Annotated in this window: 28 protein-coding genes; 6 read left to right on the top strand and 22 right to left on the bottom strand. The window is 40.4% G+C overall.

Annotation, left to right across the window (positions count from 1 at the left end):
- The first annotated feature begins 12 nt into the window (after positions 1 to 12).
- A complete protein-coding gene (locus tag CWC11_RS01350; RefSeq protein WP_138681276.1) occupies positions 13 to 1,638 on the top strand; it encodes an endonuclease in 1,626 nt (541 codons plus the stop codon).
- Positions 1,639 to 1,662: 24 nt separating this feature from the next.
- Here the strand turns inward: CWC11_RS01350 and CWC11_RS01345 are convergent, their stop codons facing one another.
- Positions 1,663 to 2,265, bottom strand: coding sequence for a hypothetical protein (locus tag CWC11_RS01345; protein WP_138681275.1), 603 nt, complete (start codon positions 2,263 to 2,265; stop codon positions 1,663 to 1,665).
- Positions 2,266 to 2,384: 119 nt separating this feature from the next.
- Positions 2,385 to 2,864: a hypothetical protein gene (locus tag CWC11_RS01340; protein ID WP_138681274.1), complete on the bottom strand. Its 480-nt coding sequence runs from the start codon at positions 2,862 to 2,864 to the stop codon at positions 2,385 to 2,387.
- Positions 2,865 to 3,044: 180 nt separating this feature from the next.
- Here CWC11_RS01340 and CWC11_RS01335 point away from each other — a divergent pair, with 180 nt between their 5' ends.
- Positions 3,045 to 3,578, top strand: coding sequence for a helix-turn-helix domain-containing protein (locus tag CWC11_RS01335; RefSeq protein WP_138681273.1), 534 nt, complete (start codon positions 3,045 to 3,047; stop codon positions 3,576 to 3,578).
- Positions 3,579 to 3,583: 5 nt separating this feature from the next.
- Here CWC11_RS01335 and CWC11_RS01330 read toward each other — a convergent pair whose 3' ends face one another.
- The 12 genes from CWC11_RS01330 to rpsJ all read right to left on the bottom strand — a co-directional run bounded on the left by CWC11_RS01330 (position 3,584) and on the right by rpsJ (position 9,630).
- Complete coding sequence (locus CWC11_RS01330) at positions 3,584 to 4,357, bottom strand: hypothetical protein (protein ID WP_138681272.1); 774 nt, start codon at positions 4,355 to 4,357, stop codon at positions 3,584 to 3,586.
- Between the two features lie 309 nt (positions 4,358 to 4,666).
- Positions 4,667 to 4,924 carry a 30S ribosomal protein S17 gene (gene rpsQ, locus CWC11_RS01325; protein ID WP_006791355.1) on the bottom strand — a complete coding sequence of 86 codons (258 nt, stop codon included), beginning with the start codon at positions 4,922 to 4,924 and terminating at the stop codon, positions 4,667 to 4,669.
- A complete protein-coding gene (gene rpmC / locus CWC11_RS01320) occupies positions 4,924 to 5,115 on the bottom strand; it encodes a 50S ribosomal protein L29 (RefSeq protein ID WP_054206130.1) in 192 nt (63 codons plus the stop codon). The genes rpsQ and rpmC overlap by 1 nt, the downstream gene beginning before the upstream one ends.
- Positions 5,115 to 5,528 (bottom strand): 50S ribosomal protein L16, encoded by a 414-nt coding sequence (gene rplP / locus CWC11_RS01315; RefSeq protein ID WP_002957890.1) that lies wholly within the window; start codon positions 5,526 to 5,528, stop codon positions 5,115 to 5,117. The genes rpmC and rplP overlap by 1 nt, the downstream gene beginning before the upstream one ends.
- A gap of 12 nt (positions 5,529 to 5,540) precedes the next feature.
- Entirely contained in the window at positions 5,541 to 6,242 is a 702-nt protein-coding gene (gene rpsC, locus CWC11_RS01310) for a 30S ribosomal protein S3 (RefSeq protein WP_058549201.1), read from the bottom strand.
- 11 nt (positions 6,243 to 6,253) lie between these two features.
- Positions 6,254 to 6,586 carry a 50S ribosomal protein L22 gene (gene rplV / locus CWC11_RS01305; protein WP_004588690.1) on the bottom strand — a complete coding sequence of 111 codons (333 nt, stop codon included), beginning with the start codon at positions 6,584 to 6,586 and terminating at the stop codon, positions 6,254 to 6,256.
- A gap of 13 nt (positions 6,587 to 6,599) precedes the next feature.
- Positions 6,600 to 6,878, bottom strand: a complete 279-nt coding sequence (gene rpsS / locus CWC11_RS01300; protein WP_004588689.1) for a 30S ribosomal protein S19 — start codon at positions 6,876 to 6,878, stop codon at positions 6,600 to 6,602.
- 15 nt (positions 6,879 to 6,893) lie between these two features.
- Positions 6,894 to 7,718: a 50S ribosomal protein L2 gene (rplB, locus tag CWC11_RS01295; RefSeq protein ID WP_007376192.1), complete on the bottom strand. Its 825-nt coding sequence runs from the start codon at positions 7,716 to 7,718 to the stop codon at positions 6,894 to 6,896.
- A gap of 15 nt (positions 7,719 to 7,733) precedes the next feature.
- Positions 7,734 to 8,036, bottom strand: coding sequence for a 50S ribosomal protein L23 (gene rplW, locus CWC11_RS01290; protein ID WP_054206127.1), 303 nt, complete (start codon positions 8,034 to 8,036; stop codon positions 7,734 to 7,736).
- A complete protein-coding gene (rplD, locus tag CWC11_RS01285; RefSeq protein WP_004588686.1) occupies positions 8,033 to 8,638 on the bottom strand; it encodes a 50S ribosomal protein L4 in 606 nt (201 codons plus the stop codon). Before rplD ends, rplW begins: the two co-directional genes overlap by 4 nt.
- Positions 8,639 to 8,655: 17 nt before the next feature.
- Positions 8,656 to 9,291 carry a 50S ribosomal protein L3 gene (gene rplC, locus CWC11_RS01280; protein WP_016709048.1) on the bottom strand — a complete coding sequence of 212 codons (636 nt, stop codon included), beginning with the start codon at positions 9,289 to 9,291 and terminating at the stop codon, positions 8,656 to 8,658.
- 27 nt (positions 9,292 to 9,318) lie between these two features.
- Positions 9,319 to 9,630 (bottom strand): 30S ribosomal protein S10, encoded by a 312-nt coding sequence (rpsJ, locus tag CWC11_RS01275; RefSeq protein ID WP_002957900.1) that lies wholly within the window; start codon positions 9,628 to 9,630, stop codon positions 9,319 to 9,321.
- Between the two features lie 426 nt (positions 9,631 to 10,056).
- Here rpsJ and plsB point away from each other — a divergent pair, with 426 nt between their 5' ends.
- A complete protein-coding gene (gene plsB, locus CWC11_RS01270) occupies positions 10,057 to 12,495 on the top strand; it encodes a glycerol-3-phosphate 1-O-acyltransferase PlsB (protein WP_138681271.1) in 2,439 nt (812 codons plus the stop codon).
- A 21-nt stretch (positions 12,496 to 12,516) separates the two neighbouring features.
- Here the strand turns inward: plsB and tesB are convergent, their stop codons facing one another.
- A complete protein-coding gene (tesB, locus tag CWC11_RS01265) occupies positions 12,517 to 13,374 on the bottom strand; it encodes an acyl-CoA thioesterase II (RefSeq protein ID WP_138681270.1) in 858 nt (285 codons plus the stop codon).
- A 77-nt stretch (positions 13,375 to 13,451) separates the two neighbouring features.
- Here tesB and CWC11_RS01260 point away from each other — a divergent pair, with 77 nt between their 5' ends.
- Together CWC11_RS01260 and CWC11_RS01255 are read left to right on the top strand one after the other, a co-directional pair.
- The gene (locus CWC11_RS01260; protein ID WP_138681269.1) at positions 13,452 to 13,910 is read left to right on the top strand and encodes an EVE domain-containing protein; all 459 of its coding nucleotides are present in this window, start codon (positions 13,452 to 13,454) and stop codon (positions 13,908 to 13,910) included.
- 88 nt (positions 13,911 to 13,998) lie between these two features.
- Positions 13,999 to 15,030, top strand: coding sequence for a cytosolic protein (locus CWC11_RS01255; RefSeq protein ID WP_138681268.1), 1,032 nt, complete (start codon positions 13,999 to 14,001; stop codon positions 15,028 to 15,030).
- Positions 15,031 to 15,032: 2 nt separating this feature from the next.
- On the opposite strand, the gene CWC11_RS01250 is transcribed toward CWC11_RS01255, so the two are convergent.
- Positions 15,033 to 15,239, bottom strand: a complete 207-nt coding sequence (locus tag CWC11_RS01250; protein ID WP_058549196.1) for a PLDc N-terminal domain-containing protein — start codon at positions 15,237 to 15,239, stop codon at positions 15,033 to 15,035.
- Complete coding sequence (locus CWC11_RS01245) at positions 15,239 to 16,306, bottom strand: potassium channel family protein (RefSeq protein ID WP_138681267.1); 1,068 nt, start codon at positions 16,304 to 16,306, stop codon at positions 15,239 to 15,241. Before CWC11_RS01245 ends, CWC11_RS01250 begins: the two co-directional genes overlap by 1 nt.
- Positions 16,307 to 16,533: 227 nt before the next feature.
- Here CWC11_RS01245 and CWC11_RS01240 point away from each other — a divergent pair, with 227 nt between their 5' ends.
- Entirely contained in the window at positions 16,534 to 17,844 is a 1,311-nt protein-coding gene (locus CWC11_RS01240; protein ID WP_138681266.1) for a short-chain fatty acid transporter, read from the top strand.
- A gap of 46 nt (positions 17,845 to 17,890) precedes the next feature.
- Here CWC11_RS01240 and CWC11_RS01235 read toward each other — a convergent pair whose 3' ends face one another.
- The 5 genes from CWC11_RS01235 to CWC11_RS01220 form a co-directional block, all read right to left on the bottom strand.
- Positions 17,891 to 20,029 carry a peptidase domain-containing ABC transporter gene (locus CWC11_RS01235; RefSeq protein WP_138681265.1) on the bottom strand — a complete coding sequence of 713 codons (2,139 nt, stop codon included), beginning with the start codon at positions 20,027 to 20,029 and terminating at the stop codon, positions 17,891 to 17,893.
- Positions 20,030 to 20,175: 146 nt separating this feature from the next.
- Positions 20,176 to 20,835: a CPBP family intramembrane glutamic endopeptidase gene (locus CWC11_RS01230; RefSeq protein WP_138681264.1), complete on the bottom strand. Its 660-nt coding sequence runs from the start codon at positions 20,833 to 20,835 to the stop codon at positions 20,176 to 20,178.
- 107 nt (positions 20,836 to 20,942) lie between these two features.
- Positions 20,943 to 21,107 carry a hypothetical protein gene (locus tag CWC11_RS22760; RefSeq protein ID WP_171038384.1) on the bottom strand — a complete coding sequence of 55 codons (165 nt, stop codon included), beginning with the start codon at positions 21,105 to 21,107 and terminating at the stop codon, positions 20,943 to 20,945.
- A 205-nt stretch (positions 21,108 to 21,312) separates the two neighbouring features.
- Positions 21,313 to 22,554 (bottom strand): beta-barrel domain-containing protein, encoded by a 1,242-nt coding sequence (locus CWC11_RS01225; RefSeq protein WP_138681263.1) that lies wholly within the window; start codon positions 22,552 to 22,554, stop codon positions 21,313 to 21,315.
- Positions 22,555 to 22,685: 131 nt separating this feature from the next.
- Positions 22,686 to 23,702 carry a site-2 protease family protein gene (locus tag CWC11_RS01220; RefSeq protein WP_138681262.1) on the bottom strand — a complete coding sequence of 339 codons (1,017 nt, stop codon included), beginning with the start codon at positions 23,700 to 23,702 and terminating at the stop codon, positions 22,686 to 22,688.
- Between the last annotated feature and the right edge of the window lie 339 nt (positions 23,703 to 24,041).

Raw genomic sequence — 24,041 nt, 5'->3', positions numbered from 1 at the left:
ATAGGAACAACCATGTTACACGGGAAATATAAAACTAAATTATTAGGCAGCGCTATATTATTAGCAGCCCTACCCACTATGGCTAACGTAGCCAATGGTGGCTTTGAACAATGGACTGGCAATACACTTAGCTCTTGGACCACCATTGATAGCGGGATCAGCTTAACGCACTCTACCAGTACAGTTAAAAGCGGTACTAGCGCCGCAGCTATAAATGTAACGACAGCTTCGCAAAGCAATACCGATCTACTACAACAAATCAGTGTTGAAGCAGGTAAAACATATGAATTTTCTGTGGATGTTTACCACACCGAAGGTAAAGTTAAAGCACGCTTGTATATAGATGGTTATCAAGGCTATTCAAACCAAGCACAAATGAATCAATGGCAAACTATAAGCCATAGCTATACGCCAAGCAGTAATAAAACAATTAATGTAGGGCTCCGCTTTTATGATGTAAGCGGCTTTGATGGTAGTGAAACCGTTTATATCGACAACTTTTTACCTAATACCGATGGCGGCTCCTCAACTAGTTGCAACGACAATAGCCTCACTTTAACGTTGAATACAGATAACTACGGTAGCGAAACCAGCTGGGCGGTTAATAATGGCCAAGGTAGCAGCGTTGCTAATGGCAGTGGTTATGCATCAAACACCCAATACAATGAACAACTGTGCTTAACTGATGGCGCATATACACTTGTTGTAAGTGACAGCTACGGCGACGGCATGTGTTGTAATGTTGGTAATGGTAGCTATACGCTTACTCAAGGCTCTACAGAGCTTGCAAATGGTGCAAGCTTTAACAGTACCGACAGCACTTCATTTACTTTAGGCGATGGCTCCGGTGATGGCGATGGAACAAACCCAACGCCTACGGGATACTATGTTACAACTCAAGGGCTATCCGGTTATGCTTTAAAAACTGAGCTTTACAACATTATCAACAACCACAGCTCGCAAGGTTACTCTGCTATTTGGAATTTTTACGATTCATCAGCACGCGATAAATACTTTGAAAACGATAACAGCATTTTAGATATGTACAGTGAAAAGCCTAACGGCAGCGATAGTTACACATACACTGCTGTAAGCGATCAGTGTGGTAATTATAGTGGAGAAGGTAATTGCTATAACCGTGAGCATTCGTTCCCTAAAAGCTGGTTTGGCGGCACAAATGAGCCAATGAATTCAGACGTACACCACATTTACGCAACTGACGGTTATGTAAACTCAAAACGTAGTAACTATCCATTTGGTGAAGTAGCTAGTGCATCATTTACATCAACTAACGGTAGCAAGGTAGGCACAGCAACAAGTTCACTAAACTACTCTGGTACTGTATTTGAGCCAATAGATGAGTTTAAGGGTGACTTTGCGCGTGCTTATTTTTATATGGCTACGCGCTACGAGAACGTAATAGGCTCGTGGCAAAATAACACAACTGCAAGTAATGCAGTACTTAATGGTACAAGCAATCAAGTATTCGAGAGTTGGGTTGTAACCATGCTGCTTAATTGGCATAACGCAGACCCTGTTAGCCAAATGGAGCTTGACCGCAACCAAGCCGCTTATGAGTTTCAAGGGAATCGTAATCCGTATATCGACCACCCTGAATTTGTAGACATGATTTGGTAGTAAATAGTTTAGAAGGTTTTAGCCTCAGCACTGACTGGGGCTTTTTAATACCTGTACTTTTTGCTCAGCAATAAGTGACTCCACATACAGCTTTTCTAAATTCCAGGGGTGGCGTTTCCACCCCTTAAAACCAAAGCCGATAATATACACTTGTGCTTGTTGCTTTAAAAAGTACTCAATAGCTAATACCCCAGAGCTTGGCGCTTTTGGTTTAAAAGCGGGTTTGCCAAAAGTATGTAAATGTTTTAAAAAAGCATTTTTTTCGTGCTGAGGAATTCGCTCTACATTTGCATGTTCACTATATTTGAGCGTTATTTTATTACCATGATCAATACAGCCCTTACGCTGAATTAGCTTGTAAAAGGTTTGAGTAAATAAATTAGGTTTAGGGTCGGTGATCATGATATTTTGCAGCCGCTTTATATCTATAGCTGGAAATGCCGTGGTAAATTTTAAACCTTGCTTACCCCTTCCGACTAACCATAAATCAGTACATTTAAGACCTAAGTGTTCTGGCATGTTTGCACACATATTAAAACGCACCACTCTATCAAAGCTGTTTATCGATTTACTGATATCGTCTTCTACTGGGCCATTACCTATAATTAAAACTAACTGCCTGGTCATGCTACTTTCCATGTACATTTATTGGAGCATACTAGCGCGCATATTTGTATTTTCCAAATAAGTAATATGAAACTTTTATTGCAGCAAACGAGCCTCCAACTCAACGTAAGTATGCTTATCTACCAGCTATTATTACTTAGTGCCTGCTGTCCTAACTCTAACGACTCGTAGCGTTTACCTGTAATTTTAATAAGCCAAACCTTATCTGTAAAAGTTCGGCTTAAATACACTGTTTGACCGTTTGGGATCCGCGGCATAAAAGAAGAGATAGATTGCCACTTCCCATCAACTTGCTCTTTAAGTTTCATACTGGCATTAAAGTAGCTGCCATCTTTATTTGGTTTTACCTCTAGCGCTGTTAACTTCTTCTCATCACCAATTTCTATCAGCGCACTTTTGTCCAACAAAGTAAGTAACTGGGGTTGATGGATAGGGCTTAAGCTTTTTAGGGTTTCTTCAATTTTGCTATCAACGGTAACTTGGTTTTTAAGTTTATAAATACTGGCTTTAATTGCAAAAACAGGCTCAGCATAACTAGCATTCGTGTAAAAAAACGCTCCCATAAGCACTAAAATAGCGCAAGTATATTTGTTTAACATTTTATAGCTCCTTAGTGGTGGTAGGGTTGAGCATAACTGAAATTGCGCAATTTAATATATAAGCTATTAATATTCATAATATTCTTTGTATTAATAGGTGTGAATATTACTTATTAGGGTATTTATAAATACAATTTTTAGCGATAATAAAATTGTTTACTAATAATAAGAGCAAGGTTTATGCAAGCGTTAGGAATGGAGTTAAAGCGCCTAAGATCAGATAAAAAATGGACTCAAGCTTTTGCTGCACGCGAAATTGGAATTCAACAATCATATCTATCAAAACTTGAAAATGGGCAGTTCATACCATCTCTCGAAGTACTTGAAAAATTAAGTAGCTGTTATGGCATCAGCTTTAATGAATATTTACCGGCTTCTCCCATAAAGGCAGCACAAACTCCTAAGTTAGCGATAATGTGTAGTTTGATGTTTATTTTGGCTATTACCGTTTGGCTTTGTGCCCACTACGAGATTTTTTATCCAGAAACCTACTTTACCTATCAGGCAAAACTAGATGATTTTTTAGCGTTTAATGTAAGTCAGCAATATCAAGGTGAGCGGTATATTGAAGGTGATGTTACTTACCAAATTGTAGGCGAAAGACAAGTCAGTAGGATCGAAAACCGCTTTCTAATTGTAAGCTCCGCAGTATGTATCTTAATATCTATTATTACTGGTATATTTTCAAAAAGGCATAAACTTCGTAAATTATGATCCTGCTATTTAAGTGGTTTTTTACTGTTCCACTTATCCATTATTTTATCGAATAAAATACCATCGTTATCTTTGCATGGCCTTGGCGACCCTTGTGGTAGACCCACTTTCCCCATCACTCCATTGAAATCAATTTTATAGCACATACCTTTATACATCTCCATTCGCTGACTGCCATCAGCACTTTGCCACACTACATCTGATTGAAAGCTAGATGTATGTTCTTTAGGCACTGTTAGCCGCAACTTATCATCAGCGCTTTGCGGTATTGCTGAGTGTGGGTAGTCAAATGAGTTGCGCACTTCATTTGGCGGTGTAATTAGAGGTATCGGTGCGTATGGATTAAGCTTTTTAAATGGCTGCTCTGCACCTTGCTGATCAACGCCTACTTTGTGCTTATCAGCCGCAACTTGAACCGATGGGGGCTCAACCTTTGCTGAGTTTGATGATGGTTTTGTCTGGGGGCTTGTTTTACTAATAATTGCAGGCTCATCAACATGCGACTTAGCGTCATGTTTACGCAGCTTAGCTTCTGGTTGTTCTGTGGATTGCTCGACCTCACTAAGCTTTGCCTCACTTTCAAAGGCTGTTGCTGCAAAGGCAGGTTGCGTACTACTGTTAATATCTGGCACTGCTGCAAGGTCAACCATGACGTAGGCTTGCATGACTGTCACCTTTTCAGGTTGTTGAACCTCTACCGTTTGCCTTGAGACTGAATAAATAATGACGACATGTAAGCCAATAGAAATGCCCCATGTCTTATAGTTATTTTTAAACACCGTGAACTCCCTGTGAACAGTTTGCTTTATGAGTGTTTAAATACAGATTTAGTTCAATGCGTGGAGTTTCAATTGGTACAACGAAAGGTTTTTATTAATGTATGAATAATGCCAGCGTATTCGTATCGCTCTTTTCTCATGATATATACCTACTCCTATGTATTCTCGGTGCTCTTTTCTCCTCGGGTTTCGCAATACTCAACCCAAGCTACGGGGCTTAAATGCACTGCGAGCGGCTGACAGCTATTCACAAACAAAAAAGCCCCAGCTAATGCCGGGGCTTTTTTACAAAACTAACTTAATTAAAAATTAAGCTTGTTTTGGACTAGAAACAACGTCTACTAAAGTCCAAGATTTATTCTTAGAAATTGGTGCACATTCACGGATAGTAACTACGTCACCCGCTTTTGCTGTGTTGTTTTCGTCATGTACGTGTAGCTTAGTTGTACGTTTAATGAATTTCCCATAGATTGGGTGCTTCACGTAACGTGCGATAGCGATAGTGAAAGATTTTTCCATCTTGTCGCTTACTACACGGCCTTGAAGAGTACGAATTTTATCGCTCATTATTGACCTGCCTTCTGGTTAATAATTGTTTTTACACGCGCGATATCGCGACGTACTGTTCTTAGCGTGTGTGTCTGAGCTAACTGACCAGTGCTTGCTTGCATGCGCATATTAAATTGCTCACGAAGAAGTCCTAGAAGTTCAGCATTAAGCTCTTCTACGCTTTTATCTTTTAGTTCGCTTGCTTTCATCACATTACCGTCCGAGTTACGAAAGTTGTTTTGAATGGCAGTTTACGAGCTGCAAGGTCAAACGCTTCACGAGCAAGCTCTTCTGAAACACCTTCCATTTCGTAAAGTACTTTACCAGGCTGAATTTCAGCAACCCAATATTCAACAGAACCTTTACCTTTACCCATACGAACTTCAAGAGGTTTTTCTGTGATCGGCTTGTCAGGGAAGACACGGATCCAGATTTTACCTTGACGTTTCACGTGACGCGTCATAGCACGACGAGCTGCTTCGATTTGACGAGCAGTCATGCGGCCACGACCAGTAGCTTTCAAACCGAAAGTACCGAAGCTTACTTTGTTACCGTTTTGCGCTAAACCGCGGTTGCGGCCTTTGTGCATTTTACGGAATTTTGTACGTTTTGGCTGTAACATTACTCGCTACCTCTACTTAGCACTTTTCTTGGCTTTCTTTGGTGCGCGTTTAGCTGGCTTCTCTTGCTCTTGTACTAGTGGTAAACCACCAATAACTTCGCCTTTGAAGATCCAAACTTTAACACCAATGATACCATAAGTGGTTAAGGCTTCAGAAGTTGCGTAGTCGATATCAGCACGAAGAGTATGTAGAGGTACACGACCTTCACGATACCATTCTGAACGTGCGATTTCTGCGCCGCCAAGACGACCGCTAACTTCAACTTTGATCCCTTTAGAACCGATGCGCATTGCATTTTGTACCGAACGCTTCATAGCGCGACGGAACATAACACGACGCTCTAGTTGAGAGGCAATGCCGTCTGCTACTAGTTGTGCATCAAGTTCTGGTTTACGTACTTCAGAAATATTAATCTGAGCAGGTACACCAGCAATCTTAGTTACCGCTTGACGTAATTTTTCTACGTCTTCGCCTTTTTTACCGATAACAACACCCGGACGAGCCGTATGAATTGTTACACGGATAGATTTAGCTGGGCGCTCAATAACGATTTTAGACACAGAAGCCGCTTTTAATTCCTTAGTAAGGAATTTACGTACTTTGTGATCGCCAAAAAGCTGATCAGAGAAATCTTTTGAACTCGCGTACCAGGTAGAAACCCAAGGTTTAGATATACCTAGGCGAATACCAGTAGGATGAACTTTTTGTCCCATTACTTATACTCCTAGCTATCTGAAACCACAACAGTGATGTGGCTTGTACGCTTAAGGATGCGGTCTGCGCGTCCTTTAGCACGTGGCATAATACGTTTCATTGTTGGACCATCGTCCACAAAAATCGTAGTTACACGAAGCTCATCAATGTCAGCACCTTCGTTATGCTCTGCGTTAGCAATAGCAGACTCAAGTACTTTCTTAACTAATACAGCCGCTTTTTTAGGGCTGTACGCCAGGATTTCTAATGCGCGGTCTACAGGTAGTCCGCGAATTTGGTCTGCAACTAGACGAGCTTTTTGCGCCGAACCAGAGGCGAATTTATGTTTAGCTAATGCTTGCATTTATCTTCCCCTCTTATCGTTTCTTCGCTTTCTTATCCGCAGCATGGCCACGGTAAGTGCGAGTTGGTGCAAATTCACCTAGTTTGTGACCAATCATTTCGTCAGAAACGAAAACTGGCACGTGCTGGCGACCATTATGGACAGCAATGGTCAATCCGATCATGTTAGGTATGATCATTGAACGACGGCTCCAAGTTTTAATTGGCTTCTTTTCACCGCTTTCCAAAGCTTTCTCTACCTTCTTCAGCAAGTGTAGGTCTATAAAAGGACCCTTCTTGAGAGAGCGTGGCATGGCTATTCCTCAATATTACTTAGTACGACGACGTACTATAAATTTATCCGTACGCTTGTTCTTACGCGTCTTCGCACCCTTAGTCGGTTTACCCCATGGAGACACAGGATGACGACCACCAGATGTACGACCTTCACCACCACCGTGTGGGTGATCAACCGGGTTCATGGCAACACCACGAACTGTCGGACGAATACCACGCCAGCGATTTGCACCTGCTTTACCAAGTGAACGAAGCATATGCTCAGCATTGCCTACTTCACCTAGAGTCGCACGACAATCAGATTCAACTTTACGAACTTCGCCTGAACGAAGACGTAATGTTACATATTGACCATCACGAGCAAGGATTTGAACGTATGCACCAGCAGAACGTGCGATTTGAGCACCTTTACCTGGTTTTAATTCTACGTTGTGAACAGTCGAACCTACAGGCATATTGCGCATAGGTAATGCATTACCAGGTTTGATTGGTGCATCAACACCAGACTGGATTGCATCACCAGCTTTTAAGCCTTTAGGTGCGATAATGTAACGACGCTCACCGTCTGCATATAATACAAGAGCGATGTTTGCGCTACGATTTGGATCATATTCTAAACGCTCAACAGTGGCTGGAATGCCATCTTTAGTACGTTTAAAATCGATTAAACGGTAATGCTGCTTATGACCACCACCGATATGACGAACCGTAATACGACCATTGTTATTACGACCACCTGATTTAGAGTTTTTCTCTAAAAGTGGTGCGTATGGCTTACCCTTATGTAAATCTGGGTTAACCACTTTAACTAGGTGACGACGGCCCGCAGAAGTAGGCTTACACTTTTGAAGTGCCATAATTCTATCCCCTTATTACTCGGCGCCGCCGACAAAGTCTAGCTCGCTGCCTTCTTTAAGAGTAACGTAAGCTTTTTTCCAGTCGCTACGACGACCGAAACGTGCGCCAGTACGTTTTGTTTTACCCTTAACGTTAAGTGTGCGAACACCCGTTACTTCTACTTCAAAAAGCTTCTCAACTGCTGCTTTAACTTCAGCTTTAGTTGCGTCATTTACTACTTTAAAAACAATCGTGTTGTTTTCTTCAGCAGCAATTGTGCTTTTTTCAGAGATATGTGGAGCAAGGATCACTTTTAAAAGACGTTCTTCACGGATCATGCTAGCGCCTCCTCAAGTTGCTTAACAGCAGCGGCTGTAATAAGTACCTTGTCGAAAGCAATTAAGCTTACAGGGTCGATACCAGCTACATCACGCGTGTCAACCTTATAAAGGTTACGTGCCGATAAGAAAAGATTTTCATCTACTTCTTCAGTCACGATAAGAACATCTTTAAGCTCAAGTTCTTTAAGCTTAGAAACTAATTCTTTTGTCTTTGGTGCTTCTAAACCAAAGCTTTCAACAACGATTAAACGCTCTTGACGAACTAATTCAGATAAGATGCTTTTGATCGCACCGCGGTACATTTTACGGTTTACTTTTTGGCTGTGGTCTTGTGGTTTAGCTGCGAAGCTAACGCCACCTGAACGCCAAATTGGACTACGGATTGTACCAGCACGTGCACGGCCAGTACCTTTTTGAGCCCATGGTTTTTTACCACCACCGCTTACTTCAGAACGTGTCTTCTGAGCACGAGTACCTTGACGAGCACCTGCTGCGTATGCAACAACTACTTGATGTACTAATGCTTCGTTAAACTCACGTCCAAAAGTAGCTTCAGAAACTTCAAGAGCGCCAGAAGCGTCTTTAATTGCTAATTCCATCACTAAATCTCCAGGACTTATGCTTTAACAGCTGGTTTAACGATAACGTCACCGCCGATAGCTCCAGGTACAGCACCTTTAACTAATAGCAAGTTACGCTCAGCGTCAACGCGAACTAGTTCTAAGTTTTGAGTCGTTACACGCTCAGCACCCATATGACCGGCCATTTTCTTACCTTTAAACACCTTACCAGGTGATTGGTTTTGACCGATTGAACCAGGAGCACGGTGAGATAGAGAGTTACCATGTGTAGCGTCTTGCATGCTGAAATTCCAGCGCTTAACACCACCTTGGAAACCTTTACCTTTAGAAGTACCGGTTACGTCAACTTTGTTGATTTCGTTGAATAATTCAACAGTAAGCTCTGCGCCTACTTCAAAATCGCCTTCACCACCATTTAGGCGGAATTCCCACAGACCGCGACCCGCTTCAACACCAGCTTTAGCGAAATGACCCGCTGAAGCTTTGTTTACACGGCTTGCTTTTTTAGTGCCTGCGGTTACTTGAAGCGCGTTATAACCGTCTGTTGCGTCAGATTTGATCTGAGCAATGCGGTTAGGAGTCGCTTCAATAACTGTCACAGGGATAGATACACCATCTTCAGTGAAGATACGTGTCATACCCACTTTACGACCGACTAGACCTAATGCCATTTTCCTATAACCTCTCTAATCTTTCGATTAACCCAGGCTGATTTGAACATCAACACCAGCAGCAAGGTCTAAACGCATTAGAGCGTCTACAGTCTTGTCAGTTGGTTCTACGATGTCGATCAGACGTTTATGGGTGCGGATCTCGTACTGATCACGCGCGTCTTTATTAACGTGCGGTGATGTAAGTACAGTAAAACGTTCAAAGCGTGTAGGTAGTGGAATTGGACCACGTACTTGTGCGCCAGTGCGTTTCGCAGTTTCCACGATTTCCGCCGTTGATTGGTCAATCAAACGGTGGTCAAAAGCTTTTAGGCGAATACGAATGCGTTGATTTGACATTCTTAAACCTCAATATAAAGAGCATTTAAAGAGCATAAAAAAACGACCGAAACAATCTTAATAATTAAGATGCCGGTTGTTAATCTATATCTACGTTGAGTTCCAAATCGGAACTCCTGTTTATTAGCTTGAAATCCAAGCTTAATTTATCCTTTCAAGTTCCCGGGGGAATTTTGAAAGCCTGCGTATTATAGTGATATTGGTGATAAATGCAACAACTAATTAGAAAAGATTTAAAACCGAGTATTCGATTAAATAAGCTACAGCCCGTTATCTACTAGATAATAAATAACTATACTTGAACCTATACTGCCGCATGCGGTCAATTATTAGCTCATAACCAATTACGCAAAATAACGGATTTAACAGATATTATGGTATCCTATGGGCTTATTTTGCTTTTAATACTCTCAATATGGTGAGGCGATGCGTATTTTTAATTATTGTTTAAATGTTCTTTCTGCTGGAGTTAGCCGCTTACTAGTTAAAAGCAAAGTGCTTCCTGAGAACCCGATTGAGCAGTATGAGCTAAATCCTCAATATCCTACATTTTATATAGTGCGACTAAATTCACGTTTTGATTTAGCGGCACTTGCACGTGTGTGTAAAAAGCATGGTTTACCTAGTCCAACCGAAGAGCAGGTGTTAGGTAATAAACAGCTCGATCGTTTTATTGGCATTAAAAATCCACCGCCATTATTTGGTGACGAAGCAAAACCAACCAATGCGCTTGCACAAGGCAAAGAGATTGTTGAGCACTTATTAAATAGTGGGCAAAAGAATGTACAGGTAGTGCCCGTTACTATTTTATGGGGGCGCGATCCCGGCAAAGAAAAACCAGGTCTGCGTACATTAATAACACACTCACTTACACCAAGTTGGTTTAGAAAGTTTTTTGTCGTGTTGTTTTCTGGACGAGATAACTTTATTAGATTTAGCCAACCGCTCGATTTATCATTATTAGTTAATGAAAAAGCTGACGTAAGTGAGCTGCCACATAAACTACTGCGTGTTGCACGCGTACATTTTAAGCGCCAAAAGCTTGCGGCTACAGGTCCTAAAATGCCTTCTCGCGAGCAATTATTTAACTCTCTTCTTGCTTCAGCAACAATAAAAAAAGCCATTCAAGATGAAGCTAAATCAAAAAATATAAGCCAAACAGAAGCGCGCCAAAATGCACTTAAGTTACTTGATGAAATAGCCGCTAATTACTCTGAAGCAATGATACGTGTGGCTGAGCGCTTTTTAACATGGTTATGGAACAAGCTATATAACGGTATTGACGTAAAATACACAGAGCAAATCCACGAGCTAACCAATAAAGGCCACGAAATTATTTATATGCCGTGCCACCGAAGCCACATGGATTATCTGCTTCTTACTTATGCGATTTATCATCAAGGCTTAGTGCCACCTCACATTGCAGCGGGTATTAATCTTAACTTTTTCCCTGCCGGTGGTATTTTTCGCCGCTCGGGAGCATTTTTTATCCGCCGTTCGTTTGCAGGTAACAAACTATATTCAGCGGTATTTAAAGAATATTTAAGTCAGCTATTTATTAAAGGTTACTCAGTTAAGTTTTACACTGAAGGCGGACGCAGCCGAACTGGGCGACTACTACCGCCAAAAACAGGCATGCTCGCTATGACTCTACAAGCTATGTTACGTGGAATAGACCGCCCTGTTTCTATTGTGCCGGTATACATAGGCTACGAGCACGTAATGGAAATAAATACTTACCTTAAAGAGCTTGCCGGTAAAGACAAAAAAGGTGAGTCTATTTTTGGTATTTTTAAAGCCATTAAAAACCTTAAAAACTACGGCCGTGGTTACTTAAACTTTGGCGACCCAATTTCTATAAACCAATATTTAAACGATAACCAACCAGATTGGCGCGATGCCATTCATCCAACCGACGTGCAAAAACCGCAATGGTTAGGTCCACAAGTAGCCGCCCTTGCCGATCAGGTAATGGTTAAAATAAATAGTGCAGCTGCACTTAATGCCGTTAACTTGCTAGCAATGATATTACTAGTTAACGACAAACATGCACTGAGTAAACCAAAGCTTTTAGCTCAGCTAGATTTTTATTTACGCCTACAACGCGATGCCAGCTATAGCGAAAAAGTAACCGCACCAGATGAATCGCCGGAGCAGCTATTAACGCATGCTTTAAAGCTTAATAAGTTTGAAGTGATTAGCGATGAGTTTGGTGAAATTATTGCGATTAGCGAAAAAGAAAAAATCTTGTTCAACTACTATCGTAATAACATTTTACACTTGTTTGCGGTGCCTAGCTTACTTGCACTGCACTTATTTAAGCAACACACCACAACCATTGGACAATGTGAGCAATTAGTAAAAGCGTTTTACCCTTTATTTGCTAAAGAGTGGTACTTGCAAGAGCTGGATGAAAACTACATTACACGCATTTTAGCTAACTTTGCAGATCAAAACTTAATAGAAATTGATGGTGATAATATTCACATCACCAACACAAATGACTGTTTAGCTAAACTAGAAATGCTAGGCAGAGCACTTAGCTTTACGCTGCAACGCTACGCTATTGTTATTGGCTTTATCCAAACTAGCAATGGTATTGAAAAGGCTGAACTTGAACGTGAAAGCCAAGTACTTGCAGAGCGCTTAGGGACTCTTCATGGAATTAAAACACCTGAGTTTTTTGACAAAAAAGTGTTAGTTGGCTTTATTGATAACTTACGCGGTGAGTTTTTAATAACAGAAGGTGAAAACGGTTTAGTGGGTAGTACGCAACTTTGTGAAACTTACATGCACCTTAAAACGTTATTGCCAGCTCGTATTTGGCAATCAATCAGCGATATAGTGCAAGGTCAGTGTAACTAGCATTTTATCGCTGTGTATGGGTTAGCGCTGGCGCATAACCCCTTCTTGTATTGTTGAGGCAACTAAGTTGCCCTGTCGGTCAAAAAACTGCCCTCTTACTAATCCTCGGCCTGAGCTAGCGCTTGGGCTGTCGATTGTATATAAAATCCAATCATCTAATCTAAACGAGCGGTGAAACCACATAGCATGGTCAATTGTCGCGACTTGCATATTTGGCTGCATAAACGATACGCCGTGTGGCTGAAGCGCAGTAGGCAAAAACTCAAAATCTGAAGCATAAGCAAGTAAGTAATTATGAATGCGCTGATCGTCCGGCATTTCACCATTGGCTTTAAACCAAATATGTTTTACAGGCTCTATCGCTTCTGGCTTAAATGGGTTATGAAAAGTCACAGGGCGCATTTCAATTGGCATTTCGCGAATAAACTTATTACGAATTACCTCTGGAATATGTGCAGCATTTTCTTGGTAAAATTCAAGTGATGAACGCAGCTCTTCTGGTGGCGGCACATTTGGCATAGTTGCCTGATGCGATAAACCCTCTTCTTCACCTTGAAAAGACGCAGTCATGTAAAAAATAGGCTTACCGTATTGAATAGCGCTTACACGGCGCGTACTAAAGCTTTTTCCATCACGTATGGTTTCTACATCGTAGACAATGGGCTTAGCTGCATCACCTGGGCGTAAAAAGTAAGAATGTAATGAGTGAACTATTCGCCCTTCAGGTAATGTTTCTTTTGCAGCAGAAAGCGCCTGCCCCATAACCTGACCGCCAAATACAGCTCTAAAACCTAAATCTTGGCTTTGCCCACGATATAAACCTTGCTCGATTTCTTCAAGCGTTAACAACGACAATAAATCATCTAATACTTGGCTCATTATTTCTTCCTCAATCCCCAGATAAGTTAATGATACTATAGACTACAACTATGTAAATCTTTGTTAGGAATGACACTATGTCTTATTGGTTGTTTAAAACAGAACCCGATGCATTTTCAATTAATGATTTAAAAAATGCACCAAACCAAACCACACTTTGGGAAGGTGTACGTAATTATCAAGCGCGTAATTTTATGCGTGATGATATAAAGCTAGGCGACCAAGTAATGATTTACCATTCAAGTTGCAAGCACGTTGGTGTTGTAGGCATAGCCACAGTGACAAAAGAAGCCTATCCAGATCCAACACAGTTTGATTTAAGTAGCGACTACTATGATGCAAAATCCACTAGTGATAAACCGCGCTGGTTTGTTGTTGAAGTAACATATAAGAGCCATTTAAATAAACTAGTTAGCTTAAAAAATATAAAAGCTAACAATGCAATAACCGAGCTCGCGCTTAAAAAAGCAGGTCGCCTTTCAGTCATGCCAGTAACGCACAATGATTGGCAAGAAATAATAGCTATGAGCAATTAAAAACATTTACCTAGCTTACAACCTGGCTATGTTTGACCTCTTTTAGCCGGGTTTGATACGATCCCCGCGAGATATAATTGGGGGATTAATGAAATTACTGTATTGGTTAGATGAATGGTTAACGCTTTGTCGTGATGAACAACAAACTAAGCTGCCTATGTGTGGTGGCGACTTACTCGGCGATGTGTATGTAAAATACGACTTTGTTGATTTAAATAAACCCCTGCTTTTTACTTTCTCCCCCGCAGGTACCAATGTTCAAGAGCAAGATCTAACCGATGACTTTGCCCCATGGGGCTATCACTTAGCGCAAAAACAAAACGTTAATGTAATTTCATTTCAGCATTTAGGAAAAAGTAATTGGTTTAGAAGCCGTAATTTAATTTTCTTTTTAGAGCAGCTAGCAACGTTACTTGAACCATTTAAATGTCGCTTAGGTTATGGCTTAAGCCGCGGTGGTTTTGCTGTGGGTGCATTTGCTAAATTATTAAAGCTCGATCAGGTTTTGTTTTTTCACCCTGTGAGTACTAAAAATTCCGAAATAGTGCCGTGGGATAATCGCTCAAGCACTGCGCTTGCACAACAGTTTGATTGGCAAAGTGAGTACAACGATCTAGATCTAGGCCATGCTAAGGGCTATATAATTTATGATCCAACCAATAAAATAGACCGCTTACATGCTAAGCGTTACCCACAGCTTACGCACTTGCGCGTATTTGGTATGGGGCACGGCACTCATGCCAGCTACCTAACTAAGTTTGGGTTTTACAAACAAGTAGCCGTTGATTTTATTCGCCACCAGCAAATTGATATTGCGCAATTTCGCCTGCAAACCAAAACACTGCGTTTAAAAGAAGAGTATTATCAGAGCCTAAATAAGGCTAATGCAAGCTCTCCTCACCGCTTAGCATTACTAAGTACTGCACATAAAATTTTAGCCGACGAAAAAGAAGTGCACGTACAGGAGCATCAGGCCAAAATTGATATTCAACCATTAATTGATGTGGCGCTTAAACATCAAGATGAACACCCCAATGATGCGATTCAGCTATTGGAGGTCGCACAGCAAATTGTGCCTGACGACCCACTAATAGAGCATAAACTTAAGCAATTAGAATAATATTATGACGATTTTTTCTTCTTTCTTTTCTTGCGACCATGCTTTGGCACAATAGCAAAGTACATTACAAGCCCAAGCCACGAAAATATAATAACGCCTATTAGCCAGCCGTTTTTTTCGTGGCCTTGGGTGCGCTTACTATTTACTACTATAACGACAGGTAAAATATAAGCGCTTAAAATAATAATTAAAAATACAACTTCATTCATTATTTTGCCAAGCTCTGCCAATCCACTTCGCTAGTTAAAACACGCTCCAGCGCGATATAGTGTAATATATCGCCTTCACTTACTTTGTAATCAAGTGGTGGGTTTAAATCCATATTTTGTGCACTTAAGTTATGCGCTACGCCTAATAAAATTGCATCGTAGTCATGCTTAAAATGATGAAATAAAGTGCCAAATTCCATATCACTACAACCCTCGGGGATCGCTAAGCTAAATTGAGTATCGCCATGCAAAGTAGAAAGCAGTTCTTCTTGTACTCGGCTTGAGCCAGGATCTTGCATTGAACGCACTAATATCTCTGCCGATTTAGCACTGCTGCACTCTACATTTTGGCAATGCTCATGCAGCATATCTACTTTGGTTTCATCTAAAAAGTGAGCGCTTATATGGCACTCTTTTTTAACTAAACGACTAATACGCAGCGCCGTTGTAAATGTTTGGTCGTCGTCTTGGCCATCAATAATCACTTTATCGGCACGGTTTATTGCAACACGCTCTAACTCTTCTAAATCAGTAAAGCTTGTAAGGCGGGCAAAATCGACGTTTTCGTTAGTTAAAAACGGGTGATCCATTTGCTCAGTAACCGCCAATAAAATACGGCGGTCGGTGCGCTTGGTATCGGCAAGAATATAATCAATCATCTTTTTTGTACGAGTATCGTGCCAACCAAAAATAATGATGTGGTTGTTACTGTGAGCAAAATTTTTATCACCAGTCATAGCGCGCCTAATTAAGTAAGTTACTGTTTGCCCTGTTTTTCCTAACAGAACGCCAAATAAAGCTAAACCAAACGGAATTTGTATTAATGCTACAACCCAGCGCCCAAGCTCGCTAGTTGGGCTAAAATCACCATAACCTACGGTTGAGGTTGTTACTGTGTAGTAGTAAAAAAAGGTAGTAAACGATGTAAGCGCTTGCTCATTAGCTACGTACAATAGCCCCCACGTTAGTAACATGTGAGTTAATATTGCAAGTGCTACAGCCTGCCAACTCAACTGATCAATATGAGCTCGAACAAGTAGCGCTAGCCTTTTAAATATTACCGGCATAATACAAAATCTTTGTTAGTAAATTATCTATAAACAGTACGTTACTGTAAGCCATGCTTTTAAGCAACGTTTAAGCTTTTAAGTAGGAGCTGTTGGCCTTCTAGGATTAAAATTCGGTCAACTTTTATAGATAAACCACCCCGACCAATATAAGACTAAATGCGGGTTTGCTAATCAGCTAAGAGCATGATTAATTATATTAAGAATAAAAAACACACAGACACACTATGCTAAATAAAATTGCCACACCATTTACTAAATTAGTAGAGCGCTACTTACCCGATCCCTTTATATTTGTAATATTGCTAAGCATTATTACCTTACTAGGCGCTAGCCTATTTACCCCCTCAACCAGTATTGAAGTTATTAACACATGGGGGAGTGGTTTTTGGAACCTACTGAGCTTTGCCATGCAAATGCTGTTAGTGCTTATTACCGGCTTTATGCTGGCAAGTACACCGCCTATAAATAAACTATTAGAAAAACTAGCTACGCTTGCCAATACAGCGCCAAAAGCCATTATTTTAGTCACGCTTATTTCGTTATTAGCAAGCTGGTTAAATTGGGGGTTTGGCTTAGTAATTGGCGCTTTATTTGCTAAAGCCATTGCTAAGCAAACAAAGGTTGATTACAGGTTGTTAGTAGCCAGTGCCTACTCGGGCTTTGTAGTATGGCATGGCGGTTTAGCAGGCTCTATCCCGCTCACCATTGCTACCGAGGGGCACTTTTCACAAAGTAGCATTGGTATAATTAGTACTGAACAAACACTGTTTGCTGGTTTTAACATAGCAATATTAATTGGCTTATTTATTATTATGCCGCTGGTTAACCGCTACATGCTACCCAGTGGTAAAAACAGCGTATATGTAGACCCAGCGCTAATAAAAGAATCCCCCGCTCATAATGAAAGCATAACCCGCCCGGCACAACATTTAGAACACAGTAAACTGCTTGGCATAGCAATTGGCTTGCTCGGTCTGTGTTATTTGGCGTATTACTTTATATTTGCAGGCGGTAGCTTAAATCTTAATAGCGTTATAGCGGTGTTCTTGTTTTTAGCCATTACATTACACCAAACACCACATAACTTGCTTAATAGCTTGCATCAAGCAATTCCTAGCGGCGCAGGCATTGTTATTCAATTTCCGTTTTATGCAGGGATTATGGCCGTTATGGTCGATAGCGGTTTAGCGCAGCAAATATCAGGTGGTTTTATTGCCGTAGCAGATGCCGATAGCTTGCCATTTTTTAGCTTTATAAGTGCAGGACTCGTTAATATGTTTGTACCTTCTGGCGGCGGCCAATGGGCAGTACAAGCACCTATTGTTATACCCGCAGCGCAAGAGCTGGGCGCCGATATATCACGCGTTGCTATGGCTGTTGCGTGGGGCGATGCGTGGACCAATTTAATTCAACCCTTTTGGGCATTACCCGTATTGGCAATAGCAGGCTTAAAAGCAAAAGATATCATGGGGTTTTGTGTAGTGCAGCTATTTGTAACGGGGGTATTTATATCGCTGGTATTGAGCTTCTATTAACGGCAAGCATAATGGAGAGGCGGGTAATATACACGCCTTGATCATTTTAAGCACTTTCACCTTGCTGGCCTAAGTCCACTAATTCACCTGCATTTAAATGATAGACTTTGCCAGCCATATTAATAGTTTCTTGGCGATGAGCAATCATAATCCGTGTGATTGGTAAGTGCTGAATTTGCTCACTTATTTTCGCCTCGTTATCCTTATCTAAATGGCTAGTCGCTTCATCCATAAATAACACACACGGCGATTGATACAACGCACGCGCTAATAATAACCGCTGTACCTGCCCACCCGATAAGTTTGACCCCATGTCACCCACTAATGAGTTATAGCCCATTGTCATTTTGGTAATATCATCATGAATAGCGGCATGGTGGGCACACTGCTCTATTTTTAAGTAGTTGGGCTGAGGGTCAAAAAAGCTGATGTTATCGGCGATTGAGCCAGCTAATAAAGTGTCATTCTGCATCACCGCGGCTATTTGTTTGCGGTAATTTTTAAGGCCAAGCTGGGTGATATCTTTACCATCCAGCAGCACTTTACCCGAGGTCGGCTGTAATAACCCCAGCATAATTTTCATCAACGTGGTTTTACCTGCACCAGAAGGCCCGGTAATCACAATAGAATCACCCACTTTTAGGGTTAAGTTAACATTATTTAAAATCGGTACTTGCTCTTCACTGTAACTAAAGCAAATATTCTCGAGCGTAAGCTGGCCTTTAACTTTACCTTCGTCATCACCTGTATATACCATTTCACTGTCACGATTAGCTTCTTGTTTCGTGAGTGCAATATCGGCGATACGGTCTAAGTGTAAGCGCATCATTTTAAATTGAATAATTTGCTCAATTAAGTTGGCAAAGCGGCTAGTCAGTTGGTTTTTATAAGCAATAAACGCCAGTACCATACCTACAGATAAGCTATTGCTCATAACTAGTAGTGCAGCAAAGTAAATCACTAATACATTTTCAAGGCCAAATAGCAGTTTATTAAATGAATCAAAACTTATGTTTAATCGTCCTAAGCGAATTTCACTATTTATTACCTCAGCATAACGGTTTTGCCAAATGCCTTGGCGCTGCGATTCATTACCAAACAATTTTATAGTTTGCATACCCCGAATATTTTCTAAAAAGTTCGATTGCTCTTTGGCAGATGATTGAATCATTTCTTCGGTGGCTTGGTGCAGCGGCCTATACAGCGCTAAACGTACTAAGGTGTAAAGGACAATTGCGCCGAGAACTACCGCAGTAAGTTTCAACGAATAAATAAGCATCATAATGAGGACTGTAATGGCCATCACGCCATCGACCAGTGTTTCTACAAACCCAGTGGTAATACGCTCACGTATTTGTGCTAATGAGCCAAAACGCGACACAATATCACCGACATGGCGCGACTCAAAATAATTCATCGGTAGTCGCAATAAATGCCTGAGTAAATTAACCCCCATCTGCATATTCAAAAGGCTGGAAAGCCGTAAAATCAACCAGCTTCGCACCGCATTAGTCACCACCGAAATAATCGCAATAAGGGCAAAACCCATGGCAAGTACCGTTAATAACGATTTATCAAAACTGATTAAGACTTCATCCACCACCCACTGCATATAGTAAGGGGCTACCAAAGCAAATAATTGCAATACCAGAGACAACGCAATGAGTTTTAGTAACCCCGCTTTCAAGCCCTTCATGGTGCTCCAAAGCTGGGTAAACTTCATTCGAGCTTGTTCTTGTTTAGCTTCAAATTTACTGGTTGGCGTAAGCTCTAAGCAAATGCCGGTAAAGTGCTTACTAAATTCATCACTACTTAAACTGCGTTTACCCACAGCTGGGTCGTTTATAGCAAATTTAGCCGCAGCACCTTTGCCTGATACTTTAGTCAGCACTACAAAGTGATTTAAATCCCAATGTAAAATACACGGCGTTTGTAGTTTATGCACTTCATCAAGCGGGCATTGTAGCGCACGACTCGCTAGCCCTAAATTATCTCCCAGCTCAATTAGTTGCTGTAAATTCATACCCTTTAAATTAGCAGAAAAGCGCTTTCGCATGGCAGGCATATCCAGCTTATGGCCGTAGTAACTTGCCACCATTGCCACAGAGGCTAGGCCGCATTCAGCTATTTCGGATTGAAGGATAAGTGGTATATTTTTAGTAAGAGTAAAATTTAATTCATTCATGTTCTGCCTATTGCAATACTAGAAATTTGTCACTAAGTAATAATTAACAAAGTATGGATCTCAACTTAAATTAAATAAATATCTAACCTATGCTTTAGAAAATATAGAGCGTTCCCAATAACTTTTTATAATCAGAGATCTTGAATCTACAACAACGCAATAAATGCAAATAAATTATAAATAGCATGAGCTAGTATCGCATAAGACAAGTTATTAAAAATTAATCTAATATAGCCAAGGAACATACCTACTAAGAAAATAGATATAAAAGTATGAACACATTCATATTGCCAATGCATTAAGCTGAAAATGATTGCTATAACAGAAATTCTTACATGTGGTTGAATAAATTCTATTTTTTTATATAACCACCCTCTAAAAACAAGCTCTTCAATTAGAGGAGCCGCAACACAAGCAGCAAATAATAAGATAGCTAACGAAGCTACACCACTCGTTAATGTCGTCGCTTCGGACATAAACCTCTCCCCTTCTAAAAGGAAATAATCGCCGACATACCCGAAAAAAAGCCAAAGACAAACCATCACAAAGAAAAGGCATAATAAATTTAAAAAAGTCACTTTTCTTAATTCTAAAAACTTTACTCTTTCTTTACACCCCCTCCCTGGAGTCACTGTAAACAAAATAGGAATAAAGAAAATAATAGATATAGAAATCGAGAGATAAGGTAATAAATCTAGACTGAGTCGATTGTAGTAGCTTGAAATAACCCTTACAGTAACCTCAGCTAAGAGTGTCGGAATAAAAAAAATGAAAAAAGAAGCTACTAAATAAAAGAATATATTCAAAATACACACACCTCAAACGTCAATACAATTCAATGCTTTCTCTATATAAAAGGTTAAATATGGAATTTGTAGATTAGGTATTTAACCTTTAATCATTCAGACTCTAATTAAAGACGGTTAGTAGCTGCCATTGGGTTACTTGAGTTATGACTTGCTTTACTCCAATCTGCTGATATAGCAGCATCTAAAATTTTACCTGCTATATAAGTGATAATAAAACCCCTCACTCCACCATTCACTTCTTTAATTTCATTTACGTTTAATTCACGCATAATGTTATACTCCATAAGTCCGATGCTTTTTAGTTAAGTCATCGGGTTGTTAATATGCTCAACCTTTACAATAAAGGTGAGCGATTAATTGGCTGGCTTTAGCTGCTCGCTAAAGTTAACTAAAGCTGGCCGTCTTTTTCGGTTTTTTGCCTTTAGCAAACCACCAAAACTTTCAAATTTTTCTTTATTTTATAAAACGCCACACTTAACTTATCCGCCCTTTTAGGCTGTACAGTGGCTCGAGTAACCACTCGATTAATGTGCGCTGCTCCAACATAATATCTGCCTCAAACAACATGCCACTTTTCAGCTCAAACGCCTTACCATAAGCCTGCATTTGTTGCTGGCTGAGCGTTGCTCGCAAGCGATATACTGGCTCTTGCAGCAAAATAGGTAAACGCACTTCGTTTGGTGTAATCAATGCCTTATCAATACGGCTAATTTTGCTATTAATAAAGCCAAAACGTTGATAAGGAAAGGCATCAAAACGCAAGCGCGTATCGTTACCAAGCGCAATAAACCCTGCTGAGCGGGTAGGTAATAGCAACTCAGCCACCAGCTCAGAACCTTCAGGAATAATATGCAGTAGCGGTTTTGCTTGGGTGAGTGTTTCACCCTCAACCACTTGAATACCAGTAATAACACCGCTGTTGCTGGCTGTTATGGTATATTGATAGTTACTTTTAATTTGTGTGAGCTGGTTTTTAATATCCGCTTGTTGGCGTTTAAGACTATTTATACGCAGCGTATATTGCTGGGGTACGTTGGCAATATTAAAGCTAAGTTGACTTAATTGGTTTTCTTGCTGCATCAGCAAGCGCGCTAGGTTTTGTTTTTCTTGCTTAACATCTAACAAAGCTTGCTGTTGTTGCTCACGCTCAATGTTTGATAAAAAGCCATTTTTATTAAGCTGGTTAAGATTACTTTGTTGGCGGCTAAGTAAGGCTAATTTTTCATCGGTAAGTTTAAGTTGGCCTTGTAATGCGGCTTGCTCATTAGTAAGTGCACGTTTTTGCGCTTGCAAGTTAAGTGATTCTTGCTTCTGTAGAGTGTGGTTTTGTGTTACTTCGTCATTAAGCAGTAGTATTTGCATACTTAGCTGCTCAACAAGCTGGGTACTCAAGGCGATGCCTTGGCTGTTATTTTGCTGCACAATGATGGTCGCCAAAGGCTGACCTTTAGTTACGGCATCACCTTCTTTTACAAATAGCTGCTCAATCATACCACCTTGATTAGCAAAGCTTTGTATTATCCCTTTATTAGGTATTAAAAATCCCCGTACTGTTTCCTTGCGTGAATATTCAGCTGTAAATAAAAAGACAACCACTACAATCGAAATACATACTAAAAAAAATACAGTAAACTTTATCGATAGCGGCTGTGCTAGCGAAATCACTCCTGTTAAACGCTCACTTTGTTGAGCGACAGCTTCCTTTCTAAATAACATCCTGTTGGTTCACTAATATTGTTCTAATTTATATTACACTAGAATTCAATTAACAATAAATCAACATTAAAACTTAAAAAACAGATTATTAATGCACAAAATAAACTTATATTATTGGCAAACAAAAAATACTAGCTCGATAAAATCGTCATCGGTAGGCTAAGTATTGGGTTTTCAGAGTCTGCAAAGTGCATCATCACTGCCACGTGGCCTGCAACTACAAAAGCGTACATAGCGCCTGAAAAGCCTTGGCCGTATTTATCAAGCGGTAATAAATGCGAGTAATGACGGCCTCGCCATTCAAATACAATTTCCAGTGCGCCTACAAACAAAAAGAATACCAGTAACATTAAACCAAATGTATAACTAAGCCATAAGCCAAATAACACACCGAGTAAACACACACTTAGGCCAATCCATGAACGCATAGAAAAGCTGATACTCTTTAATACATGCCCACCATCTAGCGGTAAAATAGGTAGTAGGTTAAATAAGTTAAGTAGTGCGCTTAATACCGCAACACCTGCAAATATGTCCATTTCAGTGGCGTAATACAAAACCACACCCAGTACAGAGGTGAATAAGCCAAATGCAGGGCCCATTAGTGATATAACCACATCTTGCCAGCGAGTTGTTATTTTATCGTCGCTTACAGCAAGCCCGCCTACAAAGGGAATAAGGTAAATACCTTTGGTTTTTATGCCAAAGTATTTCATGGCTCTTACGTGCCCATATTCATGCACTACTAAACACGCAATAAGCATCAGCGCAAATTCAATGCTAAATAGCCACGCATAGCCAGCAACCGATGCCCCCGCTAGCGCCACCTTAATTACTTTTGCACTTTTAAATAACTTAAAGCCCAGTGCCGCCAGTCCTAAAAAGCCTTTTTTAGGTGTGTTATTTACAGGATTTGGTAAAGCAAGTTGAGTAGCAAATACATCATTAACAAATAACGAAATTGATTGATTATTTACCTCTGTACTGTCGATCCCAATAAGCTTGTTATCTAAATTAAATTGATAATAATTCTCTCGAGGGTTGTCAAAAGAGATTGCTTGTTGATTATGAAATATTTGTACTATTTGTTGCCCCGAAAACATTATTGTAAAAGGCTGTTCGGCTAGCATTAAGTCTATTTTTATCATCTTTATGACCATTTAAAACAATGCCGCTAGTATACCTGTTCAACTTAAAAACACGAGAGGGCTAGATTGTAGGTTATTTAATTACTCTAGGGCGTGTTGTTCTTTGCGGATTGAAATTTGTTCAATCTAGGGGCGATTAAATCGCGGCGCGAGGTTTGTAACCTAGTGGGCTAAGTAAAAACCGAGTAACAAAGAGTTTATCGCCCCTAGGCAGAACCCGAAGGGCAGCGCATGTTTGGCATTTATGCTGCGTTATCGCCTATTTATGGGGAATAACCACACTTCATAGGCTCTGCCTTGCCTTAAAACCAAACATACTGCTGCAAATTCAACTATCAA

This window comes from Pseudoalteromonas sp. S3178, assembly GCF_005886985.1.
In the GTDB taxonomy this organism is placed as follows: Bacteria; Pseudomonadota; Gammaproteobacteria; order Enterobacterales; family Alteromonadaceae; genus Pseudoalteromonas; species Pseudoalteromonas carrageenovora.
Note: the sequence above shows the minus strand (reverse complement) of the source record. Positions and strands in the feature narration are given on the sequence as shown.